The 21773-nt window shown below is 60.9% G+C and carries 21 protein-coding genes; 11 read left to right on the forward strand and 10 right to left on the reverse strand.

All coding sequences use genetic code 11. The features are described from left to right. The first annotated feature begins 1 nt into the window (after position 1). Positions 2-1861 (forward strand): methyl-accepting chemotaxis protein, encoded by a 1860-nt coding sequence (locus BW967_RS11720; protein ID WP_076485252.1) that lies wholly within the window; start codon positions 2-4, stop codon positions 1859-1861. Positions 1862-1911: 50 nt separating this feature from the next. Here BW967_RS11720 and BW967_RS11725 read toward each other — a convergent pair whose 3' ends face one another. Together BW967_RS11725 and BW967_RS11730 are read right to left on the reverse strand one after the other, a co-directional pair. Continuing rightward, positions 1912-3534: an FAD-dependent oxidoreductase gene (locus tag BW967_RS11725; protein ID WP_076485253.1), complete on the reverse strand. Its 1623-nt coding sequence runs from the start codon at positions 3532-3534 to the stop codon at positions 1912-1914. Positions 3535-3650: 116 nt separating this feature from the next. Beyond that, entirely contained in the window at positions 3651-4913 is a 1263-nt protein-coding gene (locus BW967_RS11730; RefSeq protein ID WP_076485254.1) for a glycerate kinase type-2 family protein, read from the reverse strand. Positions 4914-5061: 148 nt separating this feature from the next. Here BW967_RS11730 and BW967_RS11735 point away from each other — a divergent pair, with 148 nt between their 5' ends. Next, complete coding sequence (locus BW967_RS11735; protein ID WP_076485255.1) at positions 5062-5514, forward strand: hypothetical protein; 453 nt, start codon at positions 5062-5064, stop codon at positions 5512-5514. A gap of 5 nt (positions 5515-5519) precedes the next feature. Here the strand turns inward: BW967_RS11735 and BW967_RS11740 are convergent, their stop codons facing one another. After that, complete coding sequence (locus tag BW967_RS11740; RefSeq protein ID WP_076485256.1) at positions 5520-7181, reverse strand: sensor domain-containing protein; 1662 nt, start codon at positions 7179-7181, stop codon at positions 5520-5522. Positions 7182-7439: 258 nt separating this feature from the next. On the opposite strand from BW967_RS11740, the gene metG reads away from it, so the two are divergent. Together metG and rocF are read left to right on the forward strand one after the other, a co-directional pair. Next, positions 7440-9161: a methionine--tRNA ligase gene (metG, locus tag BW967_RS11745; protein WP_076485257.1), complete on the forward strand. Its 1722-nt coding sequence runs from the start codon at positions 7440-7442 to the stop codon at positions 9159-9161. Between the two features lie 69 nt (positions 9162-9230). Further along, positions 9231-10154 carry an arginase gene (rocF, locus tag BW967_RS11750; RefSeq protein ID WP_076485258.1) on the forward strand — a complete coding sequence of 308 codons (924 nt, stop codon included), beginning with the start codon at positions 9231-9233 and terminating at the stop codon, positions 10152-10154. On the opposite strand, the gene BW967_RS11755 is transcribed toward rocF, so the two are convergent. The 4 genes from BW967_RS11755 to argC all read right to left on the reverse strand — a co-directional run bounded on the left by BW967_RS11755 (position 10151) and on the right by argC (position 12855). Next, the gene (locus tag BW967_RS11755; RefSeq protein ID WP_076485259.1) at positions 10151-10642 is read right to left on the reverse strand and encodes a holin family protein; all 492 of its coding nucleotides are present in this window, start codon (positions 10640-10642) and stop codon (positions 10151-10153) included. The two genes, rocF and BW967_RS11755, sit on opposite strands and share 4 nt — an antisense overlap. Next, positions 10633-11244, reverse strand: coding sequence for a holin-associated N-acetylmuramidase (locus BW967_RS11760; RefSeq protein ID WP_076485260.1), 612 nt, complete (start codon positions 11242-11244; stop codon positions 10633-10635). The genes BW967_RS11755 and BW967_RS11760 overlap by 10 nt, the downstream gene beginning before the upstream one ends. Before the next feature lie 71 nt (positions 11245-11315). Continuing rightward, positions 11316-11759 (reverse strand): cytochrome c maturation protein CcmE, encoded by a 444-nt coding sequence (ccmE, locus tag BW967_RS11765; protein WP_076485261.1) that lies wholly within the window; start codon positions 11757-11759, stop codon positions 11316-11318. Between the two features lie 67 nt (positions 11760-11826). Beyond that, the gene (gene argC, locus BW967_RS11770; protein ID WP_076485262.1) at positions 11827-12855 is read right to left on the reverse strand and encodes an N-acetyl-gamma-glutamyl-phosphate reductase; all 1029 of its coding nucleotides are present in this window, start codon (positions 12853-12855) and stop codon (positions 11827-11829) included. Between the two features lie 76 nt (positions 12856-12931). On the opposite strand from argC, the gene BW967_RS18390 reads away from it, so the two are divergent. Beyond that, complete coding sequence (locus BW967_RS18390; protein WP_175610453.1) at positions 12932-13648, forward strand: DUF805 domain-containing protein; 717 nt, start codon at positions 12932-12934, stop codon at positions 13646-13648. Here the strand turns inward: BW967_RS18390 and murI are convergent. Next, complete coding sequence (gene murI / locus BW967_RS11785; RefSeq protein ID WP_076485263.1) at positions 13645-14457, reverse strand: glutamate racemase; 813 nt, start codon at positions 14455-14457, stop codon at positions 13645-13647. The two genes, BW967_RS18390 and murI, sit on opposite strands and share 4 nt — an antisense overlap. 250 nt (positions 14458-14707) lie before the next feature. Here murI and BW967_RS11790 point away from each other — a divergent pair, with 250 nt between their 5' ends. The 6 genes from BW967_RS11790 (at position 14708) to grxD (ending at position 20613) form a co-directional block, all read left to right on the forward strand. Continuing rightward, a complete protein-coding gene (locus BW967_RS11790; RefSeq protein WP_076485264.1) occupies positions 14708-15616 on the forward strand; it encodes a LysR family transcriptional regulator in 909 nt (302 codons plus the stop codon). 432 nt (positions 15617-16048) lie between these two features. Further along, complete coding sequence (locus tag BW967_RS11795) at positions 16049-16594, forward strand: hypothetical protein (RefSeq protein ID WP_076485265.1); 546 nt, start codon at positions 16049-16051, stop codon at positions 16592-16594. 130 nt (positions 16595-16724) lie between these two features. Continuing rightward, positions 16725-18887, forward strand: a complete 2163-nt coding sequence (purL, locus tag BW967_RS11800; protein ID WP_076485307.1) for a phosphoribosylformylglycinamidine synthase subunit PurL — start codon at positions 16725-16727, stop codon at positions 18885-18887. Between the two features lie 10 nt (positions 18888-18897). Next, positions 18898-19791, forward strand: coding sequence for a hypothetical protein (locus BW967_RS11805; protein ID WP_139327828.1), 894 nt, complete (start codon positions 18898-18900; stop codon positions 19789-19791). A 92-nt stretch (positions 19792-19883) separates the two neighbouring features. After that, complete coding sequence (locus BW967_RS11810) at positions 19884-20126, forward strand: BolA/IbaG family iron-sulfur metabolism protein (RefSeq protein WP_076485267.1); 243 nt, start codon at positions 19884-19886, stop codon at positions 20124-20126. A gap of 127 nt (positions 20127-20253) precedes the next feature. Then, entirely contained in the window at positions 20254-20613 is a 360-nt protein-coding gene (gene grxD, locus BW967_RS11815; RefSeq protein WP_076485268.1) for a Grx4 family monothiol glutaredoxin, read from the forward strand. Between the two features lie 128 nt (positions 20614-20741). Here the strand turns inward: grxD and BW967_RS11820 are convergent, their stop codons facing one another. Both BW967_RS11820 and irrA read right to left on the reverse strand, forming a co-directional pair. After that, a complete protein-coding gene (locus BW967_RS11820; protein WP_076485269.1) occupies positions 20742-21056 on the reverse strand; it encodes a hypothetical protein in 315 nt (104 codons plus the stop codon). Between the two features lie 193 nt (positions 21057-21249). Then, positions 21250-21666 carry an iron response transcriptional regulator IrrA gene (gene irrA / locus BW967_RS11825; RefSeq protein ID WP_076485270.1) on the reverse strand — a complete coding sequence of 139 codons (417 nt, stop codon included), beginning with the start codon at positions 21664-21666 and terminating at the stop codon, positions 21250-21252. Positions 21667-21773 lie beyond the last annotated feature (107 nt).

The following is a 21773-nucleotide window of genomic DNA, read 5'->3' on the forward strand; positions in this document are numbered from 1 at the left end:
CATGTCTCTGATCAAACGTTTGCTTCTTCCGGTGATGCTGCTCACCGTTTTCGGCTGCATCATTGTGGCAATCCTGTCTTGGCAGGCTTATGCGCTCGGCGGCGAATTGCGGCGCCTGTCTGAGCTGTCGCGCGCGGCGGTTCATGATGCGGTGCAAATTGAAAGCGACTTTCGCGCAGCAGAAGAGGGTTTGCGCATCGCGCTCGACCGTCCCTCGGATCGCGCGATTGAAGACTTTGCCGAGCAAGAGGCTGTGTTGAACGGCCATCTCGAAGGGTTTGCGGTTTACTATTTTGCCAATCAAATCAAACCAGAACTGACCGCTTTGGGCGCCGAGATCGCGCAATGGCATGAACGGGCAAGTGCTCTGCTGGCTGCGGCTGAGCCTGATCCGGCGCAGCTACAAGCCTACGAAAAAGCGCGCGTCGCCGCCGAGGCGCGGTTGGGCAACTTCGATACGCTCGTGGGCGAAGCGGCTGCAAAAAGTGAAGCGGCCAGCGTGTCGCGCGCGGGCTGGAACCTTGTGATTGTGGTATTGCTCGCGGCTTCGGTGATGCTGGGCATGGTCATTGTTTCCATGGTGCTTTCGCGCCGCGTGTCGCGCGCCGTTGTTTGCGTCTCGGATCGGTTGGAAACCATCGCCGAACTGCCGCAAGAGGTGCGCACCGGCTTTGAACTCGACCGGATTTTGCGTGCGGTCGAAGCACTCGAATCAGCCTTGGCCGAGCGTGCGCGCCTGACCGAAAGCCTGCATCAAAGCGAGCAAGAGCAAGCTCAGATGATCCGCGCTGAGGCTGAGGCGAAGCAAAAGCTGATGAAAAGCGAGATCGAGGAAGCCGAGCGGCGGATGGAAGAAACCCGCCAGCGCGAGGCTGAACGTGCCCGGGTTGAAGCGGAACGTCTGGCCGAACGCGAAGCCCAGCAACAGGTGGTGGACCATCTGGCGGCCTCACTGCGCTCTTTGGCCGATGGCAATTTGGATGTCGTGATCAACGAATTCTTCGCCGAGAGCTACAAGAAGCTGCGGATGGATTTCAACGCAGCGGTGCTGTCGCTTAAGAGCATCGTGGCCGAAATTTCGGAATCTGCCACAACGATTGGTGCAGATAGTTCTGCGATCAGCAGTGCGCTGGAAGACCTGTCCAAACGGACGGAGGATTCGGCGGCCTCAATCAACCAAACCTCCGAAAACATGGCGCAGATGAACACGCTTGTGGGGGATACCACTGCGGGCATCCAAGCGGTGCGCGACCTGACCGGCACCGCTGCGCAGCAAGCCGAGGCCAGCATTTCCACGATCCGCCGCACCGAAGAGGTGATGATGCGGATTGAAAGCTCGTCCGAGGCGATCACGCGCATCATTGGCGTGATCGACGATATCGCATTCCAAACCAATTTGCTGGCACTGAACGCCGGGGTTGAGGCCGCGCGCGCGGGCGAATCTGGGCGTGGCTTTGCGGTTGTGGCGTCCGAAGTGCGGGCGCTGGCGCAGCGCGCCGCGGAATCCGCGCATGAGATTGGTGAGCTGATCTCTGAATCGAGCCGCCATGTGAAAGAGGGTGTCGGCGCGGTGCGCGAAAGCGGCACGGCAATGGAAACGGTCACCCGGTCGGTGGGCTCGATTTCTCAGCAGGTGCAGGCGCTCGCCTCTTCGGCCACCGCGCAAAAAGACGGGATTTCAGAGGTCAACCAAGCCGTCGGCATGCTGGATGCCGCCACCAAGCAAAACGCCGCGATGTTCGAAGAAACCTCTGCCGCGACCTATTCGCTCAAACATTCTGTGGCCGAACTCAACGCCCTCGTCAGCCGGTTCCACGGCTGGCAAGATGTGCACAAGGTTGACCGACAAGACGCAGCTTGATGCGCGCACTATCAACCAAAAACGCCCCGGTATCCCGGGGCGCTTTTGTTTTAGCTGTCTGATTTCGGCGCGTCACTGGGCAGGTTGAAGCCGTGTTTATCCATATAGGGGCGGAAGTAGTCGCGGAACGCCTCAAACCCTTCCGTTAGCATCAGGAACTCGGCGCGGTTCATCACCAAAACCTTGGTGTCTTCTTTCGCGCGCACCGTGGTGCGCCGCCGCGTGGCCCCCAAAATGATCCGCTCGCCGAAATGATCGCCGGGGCCAATGATCCGGGTGGTCATTTCGCCGGTTTCCGGATCGGGGCGTTCCATTTCCACCGCGCCCGAAATCACCGTGTAGAACCCATCCGAGCGATCGCCCATCTCGTAAATACGGTCGCCCGCGCGGTAATAAACATAGCGCATCGGCGGTTTGCGGAAGGTGCGCAACTGCACCAAAGACCGCGCCCCGATCAAATCCAGCGTCCAGTTCATCATCACGCGGATCTTGGTGCCAAGCCCGGGCAGCAGCGCCAGATAGTAAGACCGCCAAACAAACCACGCCGGGAAGCCCGTGACCGAGCGGCCCATCAGATCGGCCACGCCACGTTTTGCGCCCAGCGAGGCAAGCGAGCCGCGCGAGGAATAGGCAAAGATCCCGGGCGTCTTGCCCTTGATCGTCGCGGCAATGTTCTTCGCCACGCGCTTCGCCTCACGCACCGCGAATTGCGCGGTGGGCGGGGCAAAATCATGCCGATCTGCCGCGCCCTCTTTCAGTGGGATCAGCGCGCAATCACCCAGTGCCCAAACATCGGGGCGGCTCGGCACTTTCAGGCTGCGGTCCACGATGATCCGGCCCTTGTCCATCGGCAGGCCCATCCGCGTCACCACCGGCAGCGGCGCATTGCCGATCGTCGCGACGATCGTGCGCGTGTCGATCACCTCGCCATCGCTCGTCACCAATTGGCGATGGGTGCAGCTTTTCACCCCAGTTTTCAGCATCAGTTCGATGCCGTGTTTCTTCAGATGCTCGCTTGCGTAATCGGCCAGCTCTTGCGGCATCTCATTCAATATACGCGGCGCATATTCGACCATCAGCACCCGCACTTCCGACGGGTCGATATTGGAGTAGAAGGGCAGCGAGCGGTCGATGAGTTCTTTCATCTCGCCCACGGTTTCCACACCCGAGAAGCCGCCGCCCACCACGGTAAAGGTCAGCGCGCCGCGTTTGGTGTCGGGCAGCGCGGTCACCTGCGCATGTTCCAACTGCTCAATCACATGCTCACGCAGGCGGCGGGCATCTTCGAGCGTTTTCATTTTCAGCGCATGTTCTTCAAGCCCCGGCATGCGCGAGAAATCGGTGCCTTGGCCAAGCGCGATTACGAGGTGATCATAGGGCACCTCGGTCGGGCGGCGCTGAATGCCTTGGAAAACGGTGACCACCTTGCGGTCAAAGTCGACGCTGTCGACCACCGCTTTGCGCACGGCGACGCCCTTGAGGATGAACCGCAAGGGTGACACGGCATGGGCGGGGGTAATCGAGCCCGCGCCCACTTCTGGCAAAAGCGGTTGGAAGACGAAGTAGTTTTCCGCGTTGATGATCTCAATCTCGGCCTTGCGCCCCAATGTGCGCCGCAGCGCCCGGGCCGTATACATGCCGCCGAAACCGCCCCCAAGAACGACTACCCGCATCTGCTCATGCCTCCATGTTGCTGCGCCGCAGCGATAAGGGAAGGATGCTGGGCCGCCGGTGCCCCTTATCTATGCCGTAAGGGCAGCTTTGTCCAACATCCGCGCGGTGTTGGCGCTCACGAAATCAGCACTGCCCTAAAATCGTTCACATTGGTCAGGGTGGGGCCCGTGATCACCTGCGCCCCAAGCGCCGCAAAGAACGGGTGCGCGTCGTTTGCCTCCAGTATCGCGCGGGGGGATAGGCCAAGCGCACGCGCTTGTGCGAGCGTTTCGGGGCTGATCAGCGCGCCCGCCACCTCTGCTGCGCCATCAACGCCATCGGTATCGCCCGCCAGCGCGTAAACGTCGGGCATCCCCTCCAGCGCGAGCGCGAGGGCGAGCAGAAACTCCACATTGCGCCCGCCGTTGCCAGAACCACGCACCGTCACCGTGGTTTCGCCGCCAGACAGCAAAACACACGGCCGGGGGAAGGGCTGGCCGTGGCGCAGAACTTGGCGCGTCATCGCCGCGATCACTTTGGCCACATCGCGCGCCTCTCCTTCCAGCGCATCACCCAGAATATACGCCGGCAGACCTGCCGCACGCGCCACCTGCGCCGCCGCTTCCAGCGCGCCTTGGGGCGTGGCGATCAGATGCGCCGCGTTGCGGGCAAGGCGCGGATCATCGGGTTTGATGCTTTCCAAGGCGCCCGCCGCAAGGGCCGCTTGCAGCCCCTCGGGCAAGGGGATCGCGTAGCGCTCCAGCACCTCCAGCGCATCGGCGCAGGTCGTGGCATCGCCCACCGTCGGGCCAGAGGCGATGATGCACGGCGCATCGCACGGCACGTCAGAAATCATCAGCGTGATCACCCGCGCGGGGGCGCAGGCCGCTGCAAGCCGCCCGCCTTTGATCGCGGACAGATGCCGCCGCACCGTGTTCATTTCACCAATCGTCGCGCCGCTTTTCAAAAGCGCGCGATTGATCTCTTGCTTTTGTGCAAGGTCGAGCCCCGGCGCGGGCAGGGGCAAAAGCGCAGAGCCGCCTCCCGAAATGAGGCATAAAACCGTGTCATCCGCACTTAGGTTGTGCGCCAAATCCAACATCCGCCGCGCGGCCTCTTCGCCCGCCGCATCGGGTACCGGATGCGCGGCCTCAACCACCTCAATCCCTTGGCAGGGCACTGCATGGCCGTAGCGGGTGACCACCAACCCTTCCAGCGGGCGACCGTAATGCGCCTCAACCACCCGCGCCATTTCAGCCGAGGCTTTGCCCGCGCCCAAAACCACCAACCGCCCCCGTTCGGGCCAAGGCGGCAAAAACGGCGGCAGGCATTGCGCGGGTTGGGCCGAAGCAATCGCCGCATCAAAAAGTGCGCGCAACAAGGTTTCAGGATCGGTCATAGGAAAGGCTCCCTTTCCCTCTTCTAAACATCGTGATGGCCCTGCGCCAAGATGCACGCGCCTTCGCCTTGACAGGTGCGGGTGTTCCGCCTCAATAGCGGTCTGCGCGCGCGCCGTGCCGCGCCTGATCCGAACGCATGAGGTTCCGATGAAGCTGCCGTCTTTGATCCCCTGCCTCATTCCCTTGGCTCTTGCGGCTTGTGGCGGTGACGACATGCGGCTTTACCCGCTTGCGGGGCCGATTGCTGCGGAAAACCCGGCGCTTGTGATCCCGGTGACGCTAAGCAGTGATACCGAAACCTCGGGCAAGATCAGCTTCCGTTTGCCAAAGCCTGCGCAAAGCAAATGCACCGGCACTTGGACAAGCGTGGCGCCGCGCGTTACCACACATGAGCGGGGCTTTTCGCTCGGGCTCAAGAATATTGGCGGTAAATACACCAACGCCACCTCCGATGTGGGCGGCGTCAACTCGGGCGAGTTCTATGCGGTGTGCAAAGATGGCACTCGGCTTGAGGGCAGCTTCATCATGGGGTCCGGCACGCAAAGCGGCACAGGCACGGTGAGTGACACGCGCGGCAACAGCTACAAACTGCTGTTCTAAGCCCCTTAGCCCGGCGTCGGCAGCCCCAGTGCAACGGCACAGGTGGCACGATCCAGCGGACGGCTCCACAGATAGCCCTGACCGATGTCAAAACCAAAATCGCGCATCATGCCCGCGGTTTCTTCGGTCTCAACGCCTTCGACCACGGTTTCAATGCCAAGCGCGGCGGCCATCCGCTGCATCGATTCCAAAATCGCGCGGCAGGCCGGCCCTCTGGTCAAACCGCTGACAAAGCTCTTGTCGATTTTCAGCTTATGCACCGGGTGGCGCGCCAAAGAGGCAAGCGATGCATAGCCCGTGCCGAAATCATCAAGCACCAGCCCAACGCCCAGCACACGCAGCGCCGCCAAAGTCTCCGCCGCGTCAGACACATGGGCCAGCGCCGTATCTTCGGTGATTTCGATGTCGAGCAGGTTCGGGGGAAGCCCTGTTTCCTTCAGCACGGTGCTGACCAGTGCGGGCAGAATCTTGCGATCAAATTGCCGGGGGAAGATATTCACGGCAATGGTCAGCGGGCGCGCAAGGTCGCGGTTCCATGCGGCGACTTGCCGACAGGCTTCACGAAGCACCCATTCGCCCACCTGCAAAGACAAGACGCTGTCGCCCAGCACATCCATGAAATCGGCGGGCATCAACAGCCCCCAATCGGGGTGTCGCCAGCGCAAAAGCGCCTCCAGCGCGACCACTTCACCCGTCGCCAGATCGACCTGCGGTTGATAATGCAGTTCAAACTGATCTTGCGCGATCGCGTGGCGCAGGTTCAACAGCACGCGGTTGCGATGCTCCACCTGACTGCGCAGCCCGTGATCATAGGCGACCGGGCTTTTGCGATTTTCAAGCGAAGCTTGCAGCGCCAGCGCGGCATTGGCCAACAGCGCCTCGGCACCAATCCCATCATTGGGGCGGCAGGCATAGCCAACACCAGCATCCAGATGCAAAAGGTTCGGTCCAATGCGCAGTGGCTCCATCAAGGCGGTGCCAAGTGCGGCAAGGGCGCGTTCGGGCGGTTGATGCGGACGCGGCAACACGACGAGGAAGGCGAACCGATTTTCGCCCGCGCGATACAGCCGGATGTGGCGCCCCTGCACGCTGCGCAGGCGCGTCGCGCAGGCCAGCGCCAGCATTTCCGCATGGCGGGTTTCTTCCGTGGCGCGATATTGGGCGAGTTGCTCAAGCTCCGTCAGGATCACCCAAATCGAGCCTTCGCAAGCGGCGCGGTCTGCAAGCAGATCGGCCAAATCTTTGCGCAACCGCTCGGGGCCGGGCAGATGTGTCGGGTCGCCCGGTAAGCCCGCCGGACGGTGCCCAAGCCCCGTGGCTTCTTCAACCGGAAGCATAAAGACGAAATAGCGCCCAGAGCTATCATTGCGCCGCAGCATGAGCTGCATCGGAAAATCATGCCCGTCACTGTGGCGAGCCCGCACAAGCCGCAGCTTGGCGGACGCGGCCTTTTCCGGATCCACTGTCGTCAGCGCGCTACGCAGTTTGGCGTGGCGGTCGCTGCTGCATTGCGGCACCAGTGTCTCGATCATACGCCCAACAAGCGCGCCCTTGGCGTAGCCAAACATCGCTGTTGCCGCAGGATTTGCATAATCAATGCGCCCATGGGCATCCACGCCGATCACGCCATCTGTTGGCGCGCCGCGAAAGGGCCAAGAGAAGTCCATTGCGAATCCGTCAGAGTTTCGGGGGAGGGGACCGACACACTCGTTGCAATACACTCAAGGGTTGTGCCTTGATCTGCGCAGTGAAGCAACACCCAAAAGCCTCGTGATGGATGTCACACTGACGCAGGCGTCAACTTTTTGGCACCTTTCGCCGTTGTTCGCCTCCAAAAGAGGCTGGCCTAAGGCGGGGAGGCAGGATAAACGGCGGCAACCATCGGAAAATTAGCCCTATCGGGGCCAAAACAGCGGGAAAAGGTCATGGCGCGGCATCTCATCACCTCGGCGATTCCCTATATCAACGGCATCAAGCACCTTGGTAACCTTGTGGGCAGCCAGCTGCCGGCCGATCTTTATGCGCGCTACCTGCGTGGGCGCGGCAACGAGGTGATGTTCATCTGCGCCACCGATGAACACGGCACGCCCGCAGAACTGGCCGCCGCAAAAGCGGAAAAGCCCGTCGCGGATTATTGCGCCGAGATGCACGACGTTCAGGCCGAGATTGCGGCGGGCTTCCGGCTGAGCTTTGACCATTTTGGCCGCTCGTCTTCCGCGCAAAACCGCGCGCTTACACAGCATTTCGCGAAGGTGCTGGCCGAGCAGGGCCTGATCCGCGAAGTGACCGAGCAGCAGATGTATTCGAAGGCCGATGGCCGCTTCCTGCCCGACCGCTACATCGAGGGCACCTGCCCGAACTGCGGTTACGACTCGGCGCGTGGCGACCAATGCGACAATTGCACCAAGCAGCTTGACCCGGTCGACCTGATCAACCCGCGTTCGGTGATTTCGGGTTCGACCGATCTGGAGATGCGCGAAACCAAGCATCTGTTCCTGCGCCAATCTGCGATGAAAGACAAACTCGCCGCTTGGATCGACAGCAAAGCTGACTGGCCGGTGCTGACGACCTCGATTGCGAAGAAATGGCTCTTTGATGGTGACGGCCTGCAAGACCGTGGCATCACCCGCGATCTGAGCTGGGGCGTGCCCGCGCAATTTGAGGGTGCGCCTTGGGAAGGCATGGAAGGCAAAGTCTTCTATGTGTGGTTCGATGCGCCGATCGAATATATCGCGGCCACGCAAGAGCTCAGCGCGCAAGACGGCACCGATTGGGCGCGCTGGTGGCGCACCGATGCGGGCGCCGAAGACGTGACCTACACCCAGTTCATGGGCAAAGATAACGTGCCGTTCCATACGCTGAGCTTCCCGGCCACGATCCTTGGTGTGAACGCCGCCGAGGGCGAAAACTGGAAGCTGGTCGATTACATCAAATCGTTCAACTACCTGAACTATGACGGCGGCCAATTCTCCACCTCGCGCGGGCGCGGCGTGTTCATGGATCAGGCGCTGAGCCTCTTGCCGGCCGATTACTGGCGCTGGTGGCTGCTGAGCCACGCGCCCGAAAGTGCTGACAGCGAGTTCACTTGGGAGAACTTCCAAACCTCTGTGAACAAAGACTTGGCAGACGTTCTGGGCAACCTTGTGAGCCGCGTCACCAAATTCTGTAATTCCAAATTTGGCACCGAAGTGCCCGCCGAAGTTGTGCTGACCGAACGCGAAGAGGCGCTGCTGGCGCAATTCCGCGAGGGGCTGGCGGCTTATGAAAAGGCGATGGATGCGATCCAAGTGCGCCGCTCGGCAGAAGAGTTGCGCGCGCTTTGGGTGCTGGGCAATGAATATCTGCAGGCCGCTGCACCGTGGAGCGTGGTCAAAACCGACGAGGCTGCCGCGCGCGGGATCATCGTTTTTGCGCTCAACCTGATCCGGCTTTATGCGGTGCTGTCGCGCCCCTTCATCCCGGATGCGGCGCAAGCGATTATGACGGCGCTCGATTGCGAAGATTGGTCTTGGCCCGAAGATCTCGACGCGGCGATCCGCACGCTTCCCGCAGGCCACGCTTTCACCGTGCCGGAAAACCTGTTCCGAAAAGTGACAGATGACGAACGCGAAGACTGGGCCAACCGCTTCGCCGGGCGGCGCGACTAAGCATCGGGGGGCACGGCCCCCCTTTTCTTTGGCCAGCCCCCGCCTAGCTATGCCGCAAAGGAGAGTGCCATGAGCCAAACCTGCATCTTGATCGGGGCGCCTGTGGACAGCGGGCAAAAGCGGGCGGGTTGCCTGATGGGGCCAGCCGCTTTCCGCGTTGCGGGACTGGCCGAGGCGCTCACCGGGCTGGGCTATAAGGTGATTGATCGCGGCGATGTCGTGCCGCGACCGCATCCACCGATGGATCACCCAAACCTTGCCGTGCATCACTTGGCCGAAACCCTGGGCTGGACCGAAGCTTTGACCGAGGTCGGGCAGGCGGCAGGTGCGCTTGGCTTTCCAATCTTTTTAGGCGGCGATCATTCGCTCTCGCTTGGGTCCGTCGCGGGGATGGCCGCGCGGGCGCAGGCTTTCGGGCGTCCGCTCTTTCTTTTGTGGCTCGACGCGCATACTGATTTTCACACCCCCGACACCACGCAATCGGGCAATCTGCACGGCATACCGGTCGCTTATATCGCCGGGCGCACGGGGTTTGAGATGTTCCCGCCTTTCCCCGCGCCGCTGCCGGGGCACCGGATCTGCATGTTGGGCATCCGCTCGGTGGACCCAGAGGAACATGCCGCGCTGATCCCCGAAGAGATCGAGATCGCCGATATGCGGGTGCTGGATGAGCGCGGCATTGGCGCGCCGTTGCGCGATTTTCTAGACCGGGTGCGGGCCGAAAACGGGATGCTGCATGTCTCGCTCGATGTCGATTTTCTGGACCCGTCGATCGCGCCTGCCGTGGGCACCACCGTGCCCGGTGGCACCACCTTCCGCGAAGCCCATCTGGTGATGGAACTCTTGCACGAATCCGGGCTTGTGACCTCGCTCGACCTTGTGGAGTTGAACCCCTTCTTGGATGAGCGGGGCCGTACCGCGCGGCTGATGGTGGAGCTTGTTGCTTCGCTGATGGGCCGCAAGGTGTTTGATCGCCCCACGCGCCAATTCTAAGGCCCGTCTCGCGCCAAAAGCTCTGTCAACGCGGGGTTGTCGGGGCGGACTGCGCCCGCGACCGTTTGCGGCGCATCGGTCGGCACCGAGGTGCGGTTGCGGTAATAATGCGCCTCGCGTGCGCCGAAGTAGAACCCGACAATCGCACCCAAAAGCCACCAAAGCGGCTCTGGCACATAGTTGAGCCCCACCATCCGCTGTGCGAACCCCACCGGCTCCACCATCGCATAGACAAACAATCCCAAGGTGCCCAAGGCGAGCATTGGCCGGGGCAGGCGGTTGAGCCCGTTCACGAACCGATCAAAAAGCCCCGGCCGTGCAAATTGAAACTCCGCCCCGTGTTCATCCAAAGCCGCCAGATAGGCCGCGGCATCAGCTTCCATCTTTTTCGTGGCATTGGGGGTGAACACCTCGGCCACGCTGCTCACCGCCCCGCCAAGCGCGGTTGTGGCGGCGGGGCCGCCCAGAACTTTGCCAATCAACCCCATGCCGCCACCTTTGCGCGATGCTCGGCCTCACTCAAATGAAAGCGGGGGGAGATGAACTCTTCCGCGCGGCGAATCCAGCCGCCCTTTTGGCCCTGCTTCGTGGTGGCATATTTGCGGCTTTTGGGGCGGCGCGCGGCCAGATCGTAATAGTAATTGCGTTGCGCAATTCCGTAGGCATCGGCAAAAAGCGGCGGGTCCGGGGCAGCAGCCTGATGTGCGGCGGCGGCGGTTTGCGGGCCAATGGCCCCATCCACGCTGACCGTATGCCCGGTCTCATTCAAAAGCTTTTGCAAAATGCGCACCGCATTCGCGCCGGCATTCACCTGCATGTCAAAGACCGAGGCTTGTACCGCTTCGGGCAAGAGCTGGATTTGCGGCCGCTCATAGTAATGGCGGATGAAGATCTGCACGGCTTGCGCTCGGCTGAGAAGCTTCACATCCGCCGCGCTCACCACCCCGTCATGGTTCAAATCCACCCCAAGCGCTTGCAATGTGCCAAGCGTCACGCCCCATTTCGTGGCCCCACCAGGGTCATCCGGGTCGTTCACATAGCCGCCTTCGCGGGCAACAATCTCTTGGGCAATCTGTTCAACGGTTTTCATCGTTTTCCCCTTCTTGCGTAAGGGGAAAGGGTGCTTAAAACCCGTTAAAAGAGTTCAGCGGCAGCGCGCGCTTAGCTGTTCGGGTCGCGGTAGACGCCCTGCTCTTTAAGCGCGTCGGTCACTTCTTTGGGCATGTAATTCTCGTCATGTTTGGCAAGAATTTCGCGCGCCACAAAGACGCCATCCACCATCGTGCCAGTGCCGACCATGCCTTTGTCTTCGCCAAAAAGATCGGGCAGCACGCCGGTGAATTTAACGGGGATCGAGGCCCCGCCATCGGTCACCGAAAAGGTGATGTCTTCGCCTTGGCCGCGCACCAACGTGCCGGTTTCAACAAGCCCGCCCAAGCGGAATACTTCCCCTTCGGCGGGCGGCGCGGCCACCACTTCGGCGGGCGAGCGGAAGAAGTTGATCCCGTCTTTGAAGCCATAGCCGATCAGCCCCGTCGCCAAGACCAGCGCAAACCCGGCTGCAATCAGCACTTGGATCCGCCGCTTCTTCTTCAGGTTCTTCATCGCCTCGCCTCCCGTTACGCGCTGCGCCCCAAAAGGCGCATGCGCGATAGATATTCCCTGACAGAGATCAAGGGAAGACCGGGGCCAACATCAAGCCCATGGTTTCCGGCAGGCCCAGCATCAGGTTGGCGTTCTGGATCGCTTGGCCCGAAGAGCCCTTGGTGAGGTTGTCAATCGCCACGGTCACAATGGCGCGGCCCGGCAAACGGTCGCCCGTCACGCCCAAATGCACGAAGTTCGACCCCGCGACCGAGCGGGTCGAGGCAAGCGTGCCAAAGGGCAGCACTTCAAGGAACACTTCCTCGGCATAGCGCGCGGCCAAGGCGGCGTGAATTTCCTCAGCATTTCCGCGCACATAAACGGTGCCCAAAATGCCCCGGTTGAACGGCATCAGGTGCGGCGTGAACTGCACCAAAACCGGGCGGCCCGCGAGTTTGGAAAACTCCTGGTCGAACTCGCCCAAATGCCGATGCTTGCCGCCCGCCGAATAGGGCATGGTCCCGCCCGACAATTCGGCATGAAGAAGGTTCTCTTTCAGGCTGCGGCCCGCGCCGGAAACGCCCGCTTTGAGGTCGATCACGATCTCGTCAAGGTCGATCACACCCGCCTCAATCAGCGGACGGATCGCATATTGCCCCGCCGCCGCGTTGCAGCCGGTGCCCGCGCACAGCCGCGCGGCGCGAATCTCATCACGGTAAAACTCGGTCAGCCCGTAGACGGCCTCTTTTTGCAACTCGACCGCGCTATGCGGCTTGCCATACCATTTTTCATATTCCGCCGGATTGCGCAGCCGGAAGTCGGCGGACAGGTCCACCACTTTCTGATCCAGCGGCAGTTCCGCAATCACCGCTTGCGAAGTAGCATGAGGCAGGGCGCAAAACGCCAAATCGACGTTTGAGAAGTCGATCTCTTCGATTTTGCACAGATCGGGCAGGCCAAGGTGGCGCAGATGCGGAAAGACCTCGCCCATTTTCATGCCCGCCTTTCGGTCCCCCGACAGCGCGACGATCTCCATTTCTGGATGGGTGGCGATGATCCGGGCAAGCTCTGCCCCGGTATAGCCCGAAGCCCCGAGGATGGCGATTTTCTGGGTCATTTCAGTCTCCGCAGTTGTGACCCTGTGTTGCCTCAGGCTAAGTTGCCACGCAAGCAAAGTTTGCATGAGGATCTCGATGACGAAGGCGTGGCATTACGCGTGGCAGGGCAAATCCGAAGGCCCGGTGGATGAAGCCATGATGGGCGATTTGATCCGAGCCGGGCGGGTGCGGGCCGATACGCTCATTTGGGCGGAGGGGATGGGAGATTGGGAGCGCGCCGATGTGCATTTCCCCTTTGCTCCCGTGCGGCCTGCTGCCCCCGCCTATGTGCCGCCTCCGCCCGCAGGGCCGCCGCCACTGGGGCGCGAGAGCGCATATGGCCCCTATGAGGGGGCGCCGCCGCGCGATTTCATTGAAGCGATCAAGGTCTGTTTTCGCAAATATGCCACCTTCAAAGGCCGGGCGAGCCGGTCGGAATTTTGGTGGTTTCAGCTGTTCATCATTGGTGGGTCACTCCTGACCGGGCTTTTGGAAAACGGCATGGGCCGTGACGGAGCGGTGCTCAACGGGTTGTTTTCGTTGGCCACTTTCCTGCCTGCGCTCTCCGTGCAGGTGCGCCGCTTGCACGACACAGACCGATCCGGCTGGTGGATCGGTGGCTTCTATCTGGCGATCATCCCTGGGGTCGTGGTGTTGGGAGTGCTCGCCGCGATGGTCGAAGGCGGTGGTGGCAACGATATGGCATTGGGCGCCATCGCCATTGCAATGGGCGTCGCGGTGCTCGTCTATTCGATCTTGATGTTGGTCTTTCTGGCCAGCCGCAGCACGCCCGGCCCGAACCGCTTTGGTTAAGCGGCCTCAAAGGTGATCTGGCGGCGAAGGAACTGCGTCGCATGCACCGAAACCGAGGCCGGATCGCCGGTGGTCAGATATTTTGATACCTGTCCCGCGCCTTTGAAATCGGGCCGCCGCTCCAGATAATCGGCCAAGCTTTCCGCCACGAGGTTGGCTTGGCTATAAACCTTCACCTGCTCGCCAAGCGCCTGCTGGAAGGTTTCTTGCATCAGCGGGTAATGGGTGCAGCCCAGAATCGCCGCCTCCGGATGCGGCATCCGCCGTTTGAGCGCCTCGACATGGCTTTTCACCAAAGCCTCGGCCAGAATTTCATCGCCCGCTTCAATCGCATCGACCACGCCGCCGCAGGGCTGCGCCTCTACATCCACGCCAATTGCGCGATAGGCCAATTCGCGCTGAAAGGCACGGCTGGCCACTGTGGCGGGGGTGGCGAACAAAGCCACATGCTTCACCGCCACTTCGCGCGGCGGGGAGTTGTCGCCCCATTTGCGTTCGGTCAGGGCCTCAATCATCGGCACAAACACACCCAAAACCCGCTTGTTCTTCGGAATCCAGGTTTCCTGCATTCGTTTGAGCGCCGCCGCAGAGGCGGTGTTACAGGCCAAGATCACCAGATCGCAGCCCTCATCCCAAAGCCGCTCAACGCCTTTGCAGGTCAGTTGGAAAATGTCTTCGGCATCGCGCACGCCATAGGGGGCGTGTTGGTTGTCGCCGTAATAGACAAAGGCCATGTCCGGCAGCCGCTTTGAAACCGCCTGATGTACGGTCAGCCCACCGAGACCACTGTCAAAAACGCCTACCGCCATGCCTGCCTCCACACCTGCCGCTACAGCCTTTGCGGCCTTTCTTCCGTTCTAAGCCTCTCTCAGACGGAAATAAACGCCTATTGCATCCGCATCTGTGCCGCGACTGCCCGCTGCGGTGCAGATGCGCCGCAGCTACGAAAAAAGTTTAGGCGCTAACAAGGAATTCGGTTGAAAGGCATTTGTTAAATCCGAGAGGTTTAGATATGCAACGGACGCAAGACTGGTATGAAAAGGCGCGCGCGTGCAGGGAATGGACTGGGACAAGCTGAGAATATTTCACGCGGTGGCCGATGCGGGCTCCCTGACCCATGCCGGTGACGCGCTGCACTTATCGCAATCGGCGGTTAGCCGTCAAATTCGTGCGCTGGAAGATTCGCTTGGAACCACGTTGTTTCACCGCCATGCGCGCGGGCTGATCTTGACCGAACAGGGGGAACTGCTGTTCGACGCCACCTCCACCATGGCGAAAAAGCTCGATTCTGCCGCTGCGCGCATTCGTGACAGCGAAGAGGAAGTCTTTGGCGAATTGCGTGTCACCACGACGGTGGGCTTTGGCACGATGTGGCTCGCGCCGCGCCTCGTGAAGCTTTACGAGCGCTATCCGGAACTAAAAATCGACCTGCTGCTGGAAGAGCGCGTGTTGGATTTGCCGATGCGGGAGGCCGATGTGGCGATCCGCATGAAGGAGCCGGCGCAGGCGGACCTTGTGCGCAAGCGGCTTTTGAACATCCGCATGCGGCTTTACGCAACGCCGGAATATTTGGCGCGCGCTGGGCGACCGAGCCGGATCGAAGAGTTTGGTGCGCATCGGTTGATCTGTCAGAACCCGGCCACGCCGCAGGTTCAGGCTGGCGCGCATCTAACGCAAAGTGTGATGGCGCATGGCGTGCATTCCACGCTGATGGTGAATAACTACTTCGGCGTTTTGCAGGGTGTGCTGAACCATGTCGGCATTGGTGTGCTGCCCGATTATCTTACGGCGGATTTCCCGCTGCTTGAGCGGGTGCTGCCCGAGGTGGAATCGGTCGAGGTTCCGGTGTTCCTTGCCTACCCCGAAGAGCTGCGCTCCTCGCGCCGGGTCAACGCTTTCCGCGATTTCGTGCAGGAAGAAATTCTCGCCTATCGCCGTGCGCAAAGCGGCGAAGCCGCGGTCGAGTGACAAGAGCGACACTTTAAAGAAGCCAACCGACGGTTGCGTTTCGGCATGTGCGCAGCGCATATCTGCCATGCTGCATCTGCGACATGATTCCGCTTGAATGGTTCACACTCTGCCCATAAATCGGGCGAAGAGGGTGGCGAGCAGAGGAATCTCTCATCATCTTCTACCTCCCTGTTGGACTAAGGCCGAGCTTGTCTCGGCCCTTTTTTTATTCCGGGGCAGACTTCAGAACATTTTTCGATGCATGCGCTAAGGGCGCGAGAAACGGCGCCTTTTCGCCTTCTGCTTGTGAAATGGTTCCATCAAAGTTGTTCAAATCGGTTCACGCAAATGCGTCTGAACTTCTGGCCGATCTGCGGCGTTCTCTCACCATGAACACGATGCGACGGCCTACGGCACAGCCCCAAGGCCACGTCTGAAAGGAGATCAGAGATGAAACGCATGAACAGCACGCTCACCAGCCTTCTTGTTGCCGGTATCGTTGCGGCGCCCGTTGCCGCGTTTGCCACGAGCGATAACCCCTATGGCCTGATCGACTATAAAATGGGTATTGCCACACTCCCGACCGCTGGTTCGCAAGGCGACGTTGCCCCGCCGCTTCCGGATCAATACGGGATCGCTGATGTGAAAACCGGGACGGTCAAAGCCACCGACACCTCGGCGGCGACCTCGAATGGCCTCGACAATCGCCCGATCCAAACGCTGCTTGTGGATCAATCGGGGATCGCGCTGAACAAAGGCCAAGCCCAAGCTGCTGGCGCAGTGGTAACGGCGGATGGCGGTGCGGTCGGTACGATCTCGCGCGTGGTGCCGGGTGAACAAGTGGACACCGTCTATGTGCGCGCCTCGAACGACATCAAGCAGCGCACCTTCTCGATGTTTAAGGTGAATGTGCCGAAGGGCGCGCTGAAAGGCGACCAACTGCATCTGCAAATGACGATGGCCGAGCTGATCGCCGAATTGAATGGTCAAAGCTGATCCAGAACGGGCGAGACCCGGTCTGATGCAAAGGGGTGGCAACTGCCACCCCTTTTCGCATGCCTTCCCCCTTTCCCCGCAGGCGCACATGCACTAAGGGAAACGCAACATGCCGATGCCGGAGGACCCGATGACCGAGCCGCAAATCACCCCCGACCTGATTGCCGCCCACGGCCTCAAACCCGACGAATATGAGCGCATCTTAGAAATTCTGGGTCGTGCGCCGACTTTCACCGAGCTGGGCATCTTCTCGGCGATGTGGAACGAGCACTGCTCGTACAAATCTTCCAAAATCTGGCTGCGCACGCTGCACACCGAAGGGGAGCAGGTGATTTGCGGCCCCGGCGAAAACGCGGGCGTTGTCGATATTGGCGACGGTCAGGCCATCGTCTTCAAGATGGAAAGCCACAACCACCCCTCCTACATCGAACCGCACCAAGGCGCAGCGACCGGCGTGGGCGGCATTTTGCGTGACGTTTTCACCATGGGCGCGCGCCCTATTGCGGCGATGGACAGTCTGTCCTTTGGTCTGCCCAGCCACCCCAAAACCCCGCATCTGGTCAAAGGTGTGGTGGAAGGTGTCGGCGGCTACGGCAACTGCTTTGGTGTGCCGAATGTTGGCGGCGAAGTGCGTTTCCACGCCTCGTATAACGGCAACTGCCTTGTGAACGCCTTTGCGGCGGGCCTCGCGCAGACTGACAACATCTTCTATTGCGCGGCTTCGGGCATTGGGATGCCGGTGGTGTATCTGGGCGCCAAAACCGGCCGCGATGGCGTGGGCGGGGCGACGATGGCCAGCGCCGAATTCGACGATACGATCGAAGAAAAACGCCCGACCGTGCAAGTCGGCGACCCCTTCGTGGAAAAATGCCTGATGGAAGCCTGCATGGAACTGATGCAGACCGATTCCGTCATTTCGATCCAAGACATGGGCGCGGCGGGCCTGACCTGTTCCGCCGTGGAAATGGGCGACAAAGGCGGGCTTGGGATCAAGCTCAACCTTGATGCGGTGCCGCAGCGCGAAGCGCGCATGACTGCTTACGAGATGATGCTTTCGGAAAGCCAAGAGCGGATGCTCATGGTGCTCAAGCCCGAAAAAGAGGCCGAAGCCCGCGCGATCTTTGAAAAATGGGATCTCGATTTTGCCATCGTCGGTGAAACCATCGCCGAAGACCGCTTTGTCATCATGCATGGCAACGAAGTGAAGGCGGATATTCCGCTTTCCAAACTCTCCTCGGCCGCGCCGGAATATGACCGCCCTTGGGTGGAAACGCCTGCCGCCGCGCCGCTGGGTGCGCTGCCCGAAATCACCCCGATTGCGGCACTCAAAGCGCTGATCGGCTCGCCGAACTATGCGGCGAAGAACTGGGTGTTTGAGCAATATGACACTCAAGTTATGGCCGATACCGTGCGCCGTCCGGGACTTGGGGCCGGGGTTGTGCGCATCCACGGCACCAACAAAGCGGTTGCCTTCACCTCGGATGTGACGCCGCGCTATGTGAAGGCGAACCCGTTCGAGGGCGGCAAGCAAGCGGTGGCGGAAGCCTATCGCAACCTCTGCGCCGTGGGCGCGCTGCCGCTCGCCACCACCGACAACATGAACTTTGGGAACCCCGAAAAGCCCGAAATCATGGGGCAATTCGTCGGCGCGATCAAAGGTATCAGCGAAGCGTGCAAAACGCTCGACTTCCCGATCGTCTCGGGCAACGTCTCGCTTTACAACGAAACCGATGGCTCGGGCATTCTGCCGACCCCGACGATTGGCGCGGTTGGCCTGCTGAAATCGTTGGACGATCTGATCGGCGGGTTGCCCGAGGCCCGCGACATCGCGCTTTTGATCGGCACGACCCACGGCCATCTTGGTCAATCTGCGCTGGCGGCGGAAGCCTTTGGGCTGGAAGAGGGCGATGCCCCGCCGGTCGATCTGGCCGATGAGCGCAAGCACGGCGAGTTCCTGCGTGCCAATGGTCGCGTGGTGAAAGCCGCTGCCGATTTGGCCGATGGCGGCTTGGCGCTTGCGGCCTTTGAAATGGCCGAAGCGGCGGGCATTGGCATCCAGCTAGATGAAGCGGGCATCGCCGCGCTTTATGGCGAAGATCAAGCCCGCTACCTCGTCGCCTGTGATGAGGCAGGGGCCGAGGCGCTGGAAGCCGCCGCGCAGGCCGCGGGTGTGCCGCTGGAACGCGTGGGCGTTTTTGGTGGCGCCGAGGTGATCTTTGGCGCTGACCGCGCCCCGATGGCTGAGCTTTCGACCCTCTATCGGTCCGCTTTCGCTGCGGCGGTAGAAGGGTGAGGCGGGGCCGGTGGCCCGCATGATCTCGGTTACGCTTATGGTCGGCGCGCATAAAACCGCGTCGACACATCTTCAGACGACGCTTTTATCCGTGCGCGAACGGCTGGCCGCCGAAGGGGTCGGCGTGATCGGCCCGAAAGAGGTGCGCGAGTTTTTGCGCCCGGCGATGCAGCCCGGTCAGTTGTCGCCGGTTGAGGCGCAGGTGCTGGCGCGTGCCGCGATTGGGCAGCTTTGCCCCGGCGCGCGCCATGTCGTGGTGATGGAAGAAAACGTGCTTGGCGTGCCCACCCGCAATTTCCTGCTGGGGCAGGGCGGGCTGATCTACCCCTTTGCCACGCGGCGGTTGCGCGATGCCTTGGCCTGTTTTGGCGGGGCCGAGGTCCGGGTGGGGCTTGCCATCCGCAATCCGGCGAATTTCCTTGTTTCTTGCTGGAGCGAGCAATTGCTGCTTGCGCCTTGGACCCCGTTTCGGGATTTCGTCGCGGGCATTCCGCCCGATATGCCGCGCTGGCTGTGGCTGACCAATCGCATGTTGCAGGCAACCGATGATCTGACGATCTGGACCTATGAGGATTATCCCGCCGTCATGCCGCAGATCATCGACTGGGCCACCGGGCTCAAAGGGTTTGGCGCGACCGTCACCCCCTATGATCTGCGCATGCGCCCGGGGCTGAGCCATCGCGCCGCCAACTTTTTGCACAACCGAATGGAAAACGACCCGGAGCGCGACCACAAAATCGTGATGCGTCGGGCGCGTCGGATTGCCCCGCTAGATGGGAACAACCCCCGCTATGATCCGTGGAGCGCAGAGGAGCGCGCCAAGTTTGATGCGGTTTATGCCGATGATTTGCTGGAATTGGCGACCGCCTCGCCGGTGCATTGGTTGACCCCGCCGCAGCCCTAACCGCTTGGCACGCTACGTGCCGAGTGCTTGCGTGGCCTCTTGCCGCAGCCAGCGCCGCCGCCTAGATTGAAGCCAACACGAAGGAGTGCCTCATGCCGATGGAAGCGACCGACATTGAAGCCCTGATCCGCGCCGGGTTCCCCGAAGCAAAGATCACCATCACCGACCTTGCGGGTGACGGGAACCATTGGGGGGCCGAGGTGATCGACGCCTCTTTCAAAGGGATGAACCGGGTGCAACAGCAACGCGCCGTTTTCGCCGCGCTCAAAGGTGCGATGGATGGCCCGGATGCGCCGCTCCATGCGCTGGCGCTGACCACGAAGGCCCCGGAGTGAGTGGGGATACTCCTTGAACTGATTTTTGGGCTGTCCCGCCTGATACAGATTTTCTTTCAAGGATTTCCGCGCCTTTTCAGACACGGTCTTCGCGGGTTGCGCGAGGGCGGAGCAAAGGAACCAGATCATGACCGCAATCGACCAAATCAAGGCTGACATCGAAAGCAATGATGTTGTGCTTTACATGAAAGGCACCCGCGAGATGCCGCAATGCGGGTTCTCGAGCCGCGTGGCCGGGGTGCTGAACTATCTTGGCGTGGCCTATAAAGACGTGAACGTTCTGGCCGATTCCGAGGTGCGCCAAGGCATCAAAGAGTTTTCCGACTGGCCGACGATCCCGCAGCTTTACGTGAAGGGCGAATTTGTCGGCGGCTGCGATATCGTCACCGAGATGACGCTGTCGGGCGAGTTGGACAAACTCTTTGAAGACAAAGGCATCGGCTATGACAAAGGCCGCGCCGACCAAATCCGCGCCGCCAACGCCTAAGACGCGCGCACATGAAACAAAAGAAAGCCCCGCATTGCGGGGCTTTCTTTTTTGAGGGGGGGGATCGGCTAGACTCTTGGGGGCTTGTCCGGTTTGAGCCCTTTGCGGGCATTCGACACATGCTTGGGTCAAGCAGGTATACCTTGTTTTTCAAGGATGCGAAGTGTGATCCAAACGATGCCCGTCATGATAAGAACGGAGATGCCAATTGCCGCCAAGAGTTGACCGATCCGACCAATGCGGGATCTGCCAGCGCGTGAGATTTCTTCGTTCATGAAAAGAGAAGCGCGCCTCATTCTTTCGGAGTAAGGCTCCGAAAGGCTGTTCAACCATGTTCCTCCCAAAACGAAGCGAAGGACCATCGGAAAGAGCAGAAAGGCGAAACCGAGCCAGGTCGTCAGAAAACCCACGAGAAAGCCGATTTCAACGATTGCTTGGCTCATGTTCCCGTCCCAGCGTTCAAGCGTCTGTCATATCATTGGATGATATCGGGATGTTGTCCAATGGCACGTGCGGACTCCATGTGACCTAATGTCCGCATTGCCTCCGTATCCCCTTCCTCAACGCTTACCCCCCAAAAAACAAAAAAGGCCGCGGCAAATGCCCCGGCCTTCCTTCGTTCAATCGCTTGTCGCCTCAGGCTTTGCGCAGGCGGATCACCACATCAACGCGGCTCACTTCGGTGCCGGGTGGGGCGGCGGGAACGCGGACGAGTTCCAGCTCTTCCACCGGCGCGTCAGAGATGCGGTTTTCCCCCTCCCAGAAGAAGTGGGGGTGATCGTCCATCCTCGTGTCGAAATAGCTGCGCCCGGCGTCCACGGTGATCTCATGCATGATCCCGGCATCGCAAAAGGCGCGCAGCGTGTTGTAGACGGTGGCCAGAGAAACTTTCTCGCCCGCTTCAAGGGCGGAGGCATAAAGCCCTTCGGCCGTGACGTGGCGATTATGGCCATCGCCCACCAGCAAAGACGCCAAAGACATGCGCTGCCGGGTCGGCCGCAAACCGCCAGCCGAAAGCCAGCGCAGACCGCGTTCCTGTTCGATCGTCTTCATGACATCTCACCCCTACGCTACCTGTAACTAATATAAGAACAAGTAGAACCCAAAAACAACGAGATTCTGACGCAGCTTTCCGCCAGGGGCGGCCCTTGCGCGCCCGG

Source organism: Rhodobacter aestuarii, assembly GCF_900156655.1.
In the GTDB taxonomy this organism is placed as follows: Bacteria; Pseudomonadota; Alphaproteobacteria; order Rhodobacterales; family Rhodobacteraceae; genus Rhodobacter; species Rhodobacter aestuarii.

Excerpts from the sequence above, each read along its gene's own strand:
- BW967_RS11740 (WP_076485256.1), bottom strand. The coding sequence starts at position 7,181 with ATGGACTTCTCTTGGCCCTTTCGCGGCGCGCCAACAGATGGCGTGATC.
- argC (WP_076485262.1), bottom strand. The coding sequence starts at position 12,855 with ATGACCCAGAAAATCGCCATCCTCGGGGCTTCGGGCTATACCGGGGCA.
- BW967_RS11810 (WP_076485267.1), top strand. The coding sequence starts at position 19,884 with ATGCCGATGGAAGCGACCGACATTGAAGCCCTGATCCGCGCCGGGTTC.
- irrA (WP_076485270.1), bottom strand. The coding sequence starts at position 21,666 with ATGAAGACGATCGAACAGGAACGCGGTCTGCGCTGGCTTTCGGCTGGC.
- BW967_RS11795 (WP_076485265.1), top strand. The coding sequence starts at position 16,049 with ATGAAACGCATGAACAGCACGCTCACCAGCCTTCTTGTTGCCGGTATC.
- murI (WP_076485263.1), bottom strand. The coding sequence starts at position 14,457 with ATGGCGGTAGGCGTTTTTGACAGTGGTCTCGGTGGGCTGACCGTACAT.
- rocF (WP_076485258.1), top strand. The coding sequence starts at position 9,231 with ATGAGCCAAACCTGCATCTTGATCGGGGCGCCTGTGGACAGCGGGCAA.
- grxD (WP_076485268.1), top strand. The coding sequence starts at position 20,254 with ATGACCGCAATCGACCAAATCAAGGCTGACATCGAAAGCAATGATGTT.
- ccmE (WP_076485261.1), bottom strand. The coding sequence starts at position 11,759 with ATGAAGAACCTGAAGAAGAAGCGGCGGATCCAAGTGCTGATTGCAGCC.
- BW967_RS11790 (WP_076485264.1), top strand. The coding sequence starts at position 14,708 with ATGGACTGGGACAAGCTGAGAATATTTCACGCGGTGGCCGATGCGGGC.
- metG (WP_076485257.1), top strand. The coding sequence starts at position 7,440 with ATGGCGCGGCATCTCATCACCTCGGCGATTCCCTATATCAACGGCATC.
- BW967_RS18390 (WP_175610453.1), top strand. The coding sequence starts at position 12,932 with ATGACGAAGGCGTGGCATTACGCGTGGCAGGGCAAATCCGAAGGCCCG.
- BW967_RS11755 (WP_076485259.1), bottom strand. The coding sequence starts at position 10,642 with ATGGGGTTGATTGGCAAAGTTCTGGGCGGCCCCGCCGCCACAACCGCG.
- BW967_RS11730 (WP_076485254.1), bottom strand. The coding sequence starts at position 4,913 with ATGACCGATCCTGAAACCTTGTTGCGCGCACTTTTTGATGCGGCGATT.
- BW967_RS11725 (WP_076485253.1), bottom strand. The coding sequence starts at position 3,534 with ATGCGGGTAGTCGTTCTTGGGGGCGGTTTCGGCGGCATGTATACGGCC.
- BW967_RS11760 (WP_076485260.1), bottom strand. The coding sequence starts at position 11,244 with ATGAAAACCGTTGAACAGATTGCCCAAGAGATTGTTGCCCGCGAAGGC.
- purL (WP_076485307.1), top strand. The coding sequence starts at position 16,725 with ATGACCGAGCCGCAAATCACCCCCGACCTGATTGCCGCCCACGGCCTC.
- BW967_RS11820 (WP_076485269.1), bottom strand. The coding sequence starts at position 21,056 with ATGAGCCAAGCAATCGTTGAAATCGGCTTTCTCGTGGGTTTTCTGACG.
- BW967_RS11735 (WP_076485255.1), top strand. The coding sequence starts at position 5,062 with ATGAAGCTGCCGTCTTTGATCCCCTGCCTCATTCCCTTGGCTCTTGCG.
- BW967_RS11720 (WP_076485252.1), top strand. The coding sequence starts at position 2 with ATGTCTCTGATCAAACGTTTGCTTCTTCCGGTGATGCTGCTCACCGTT.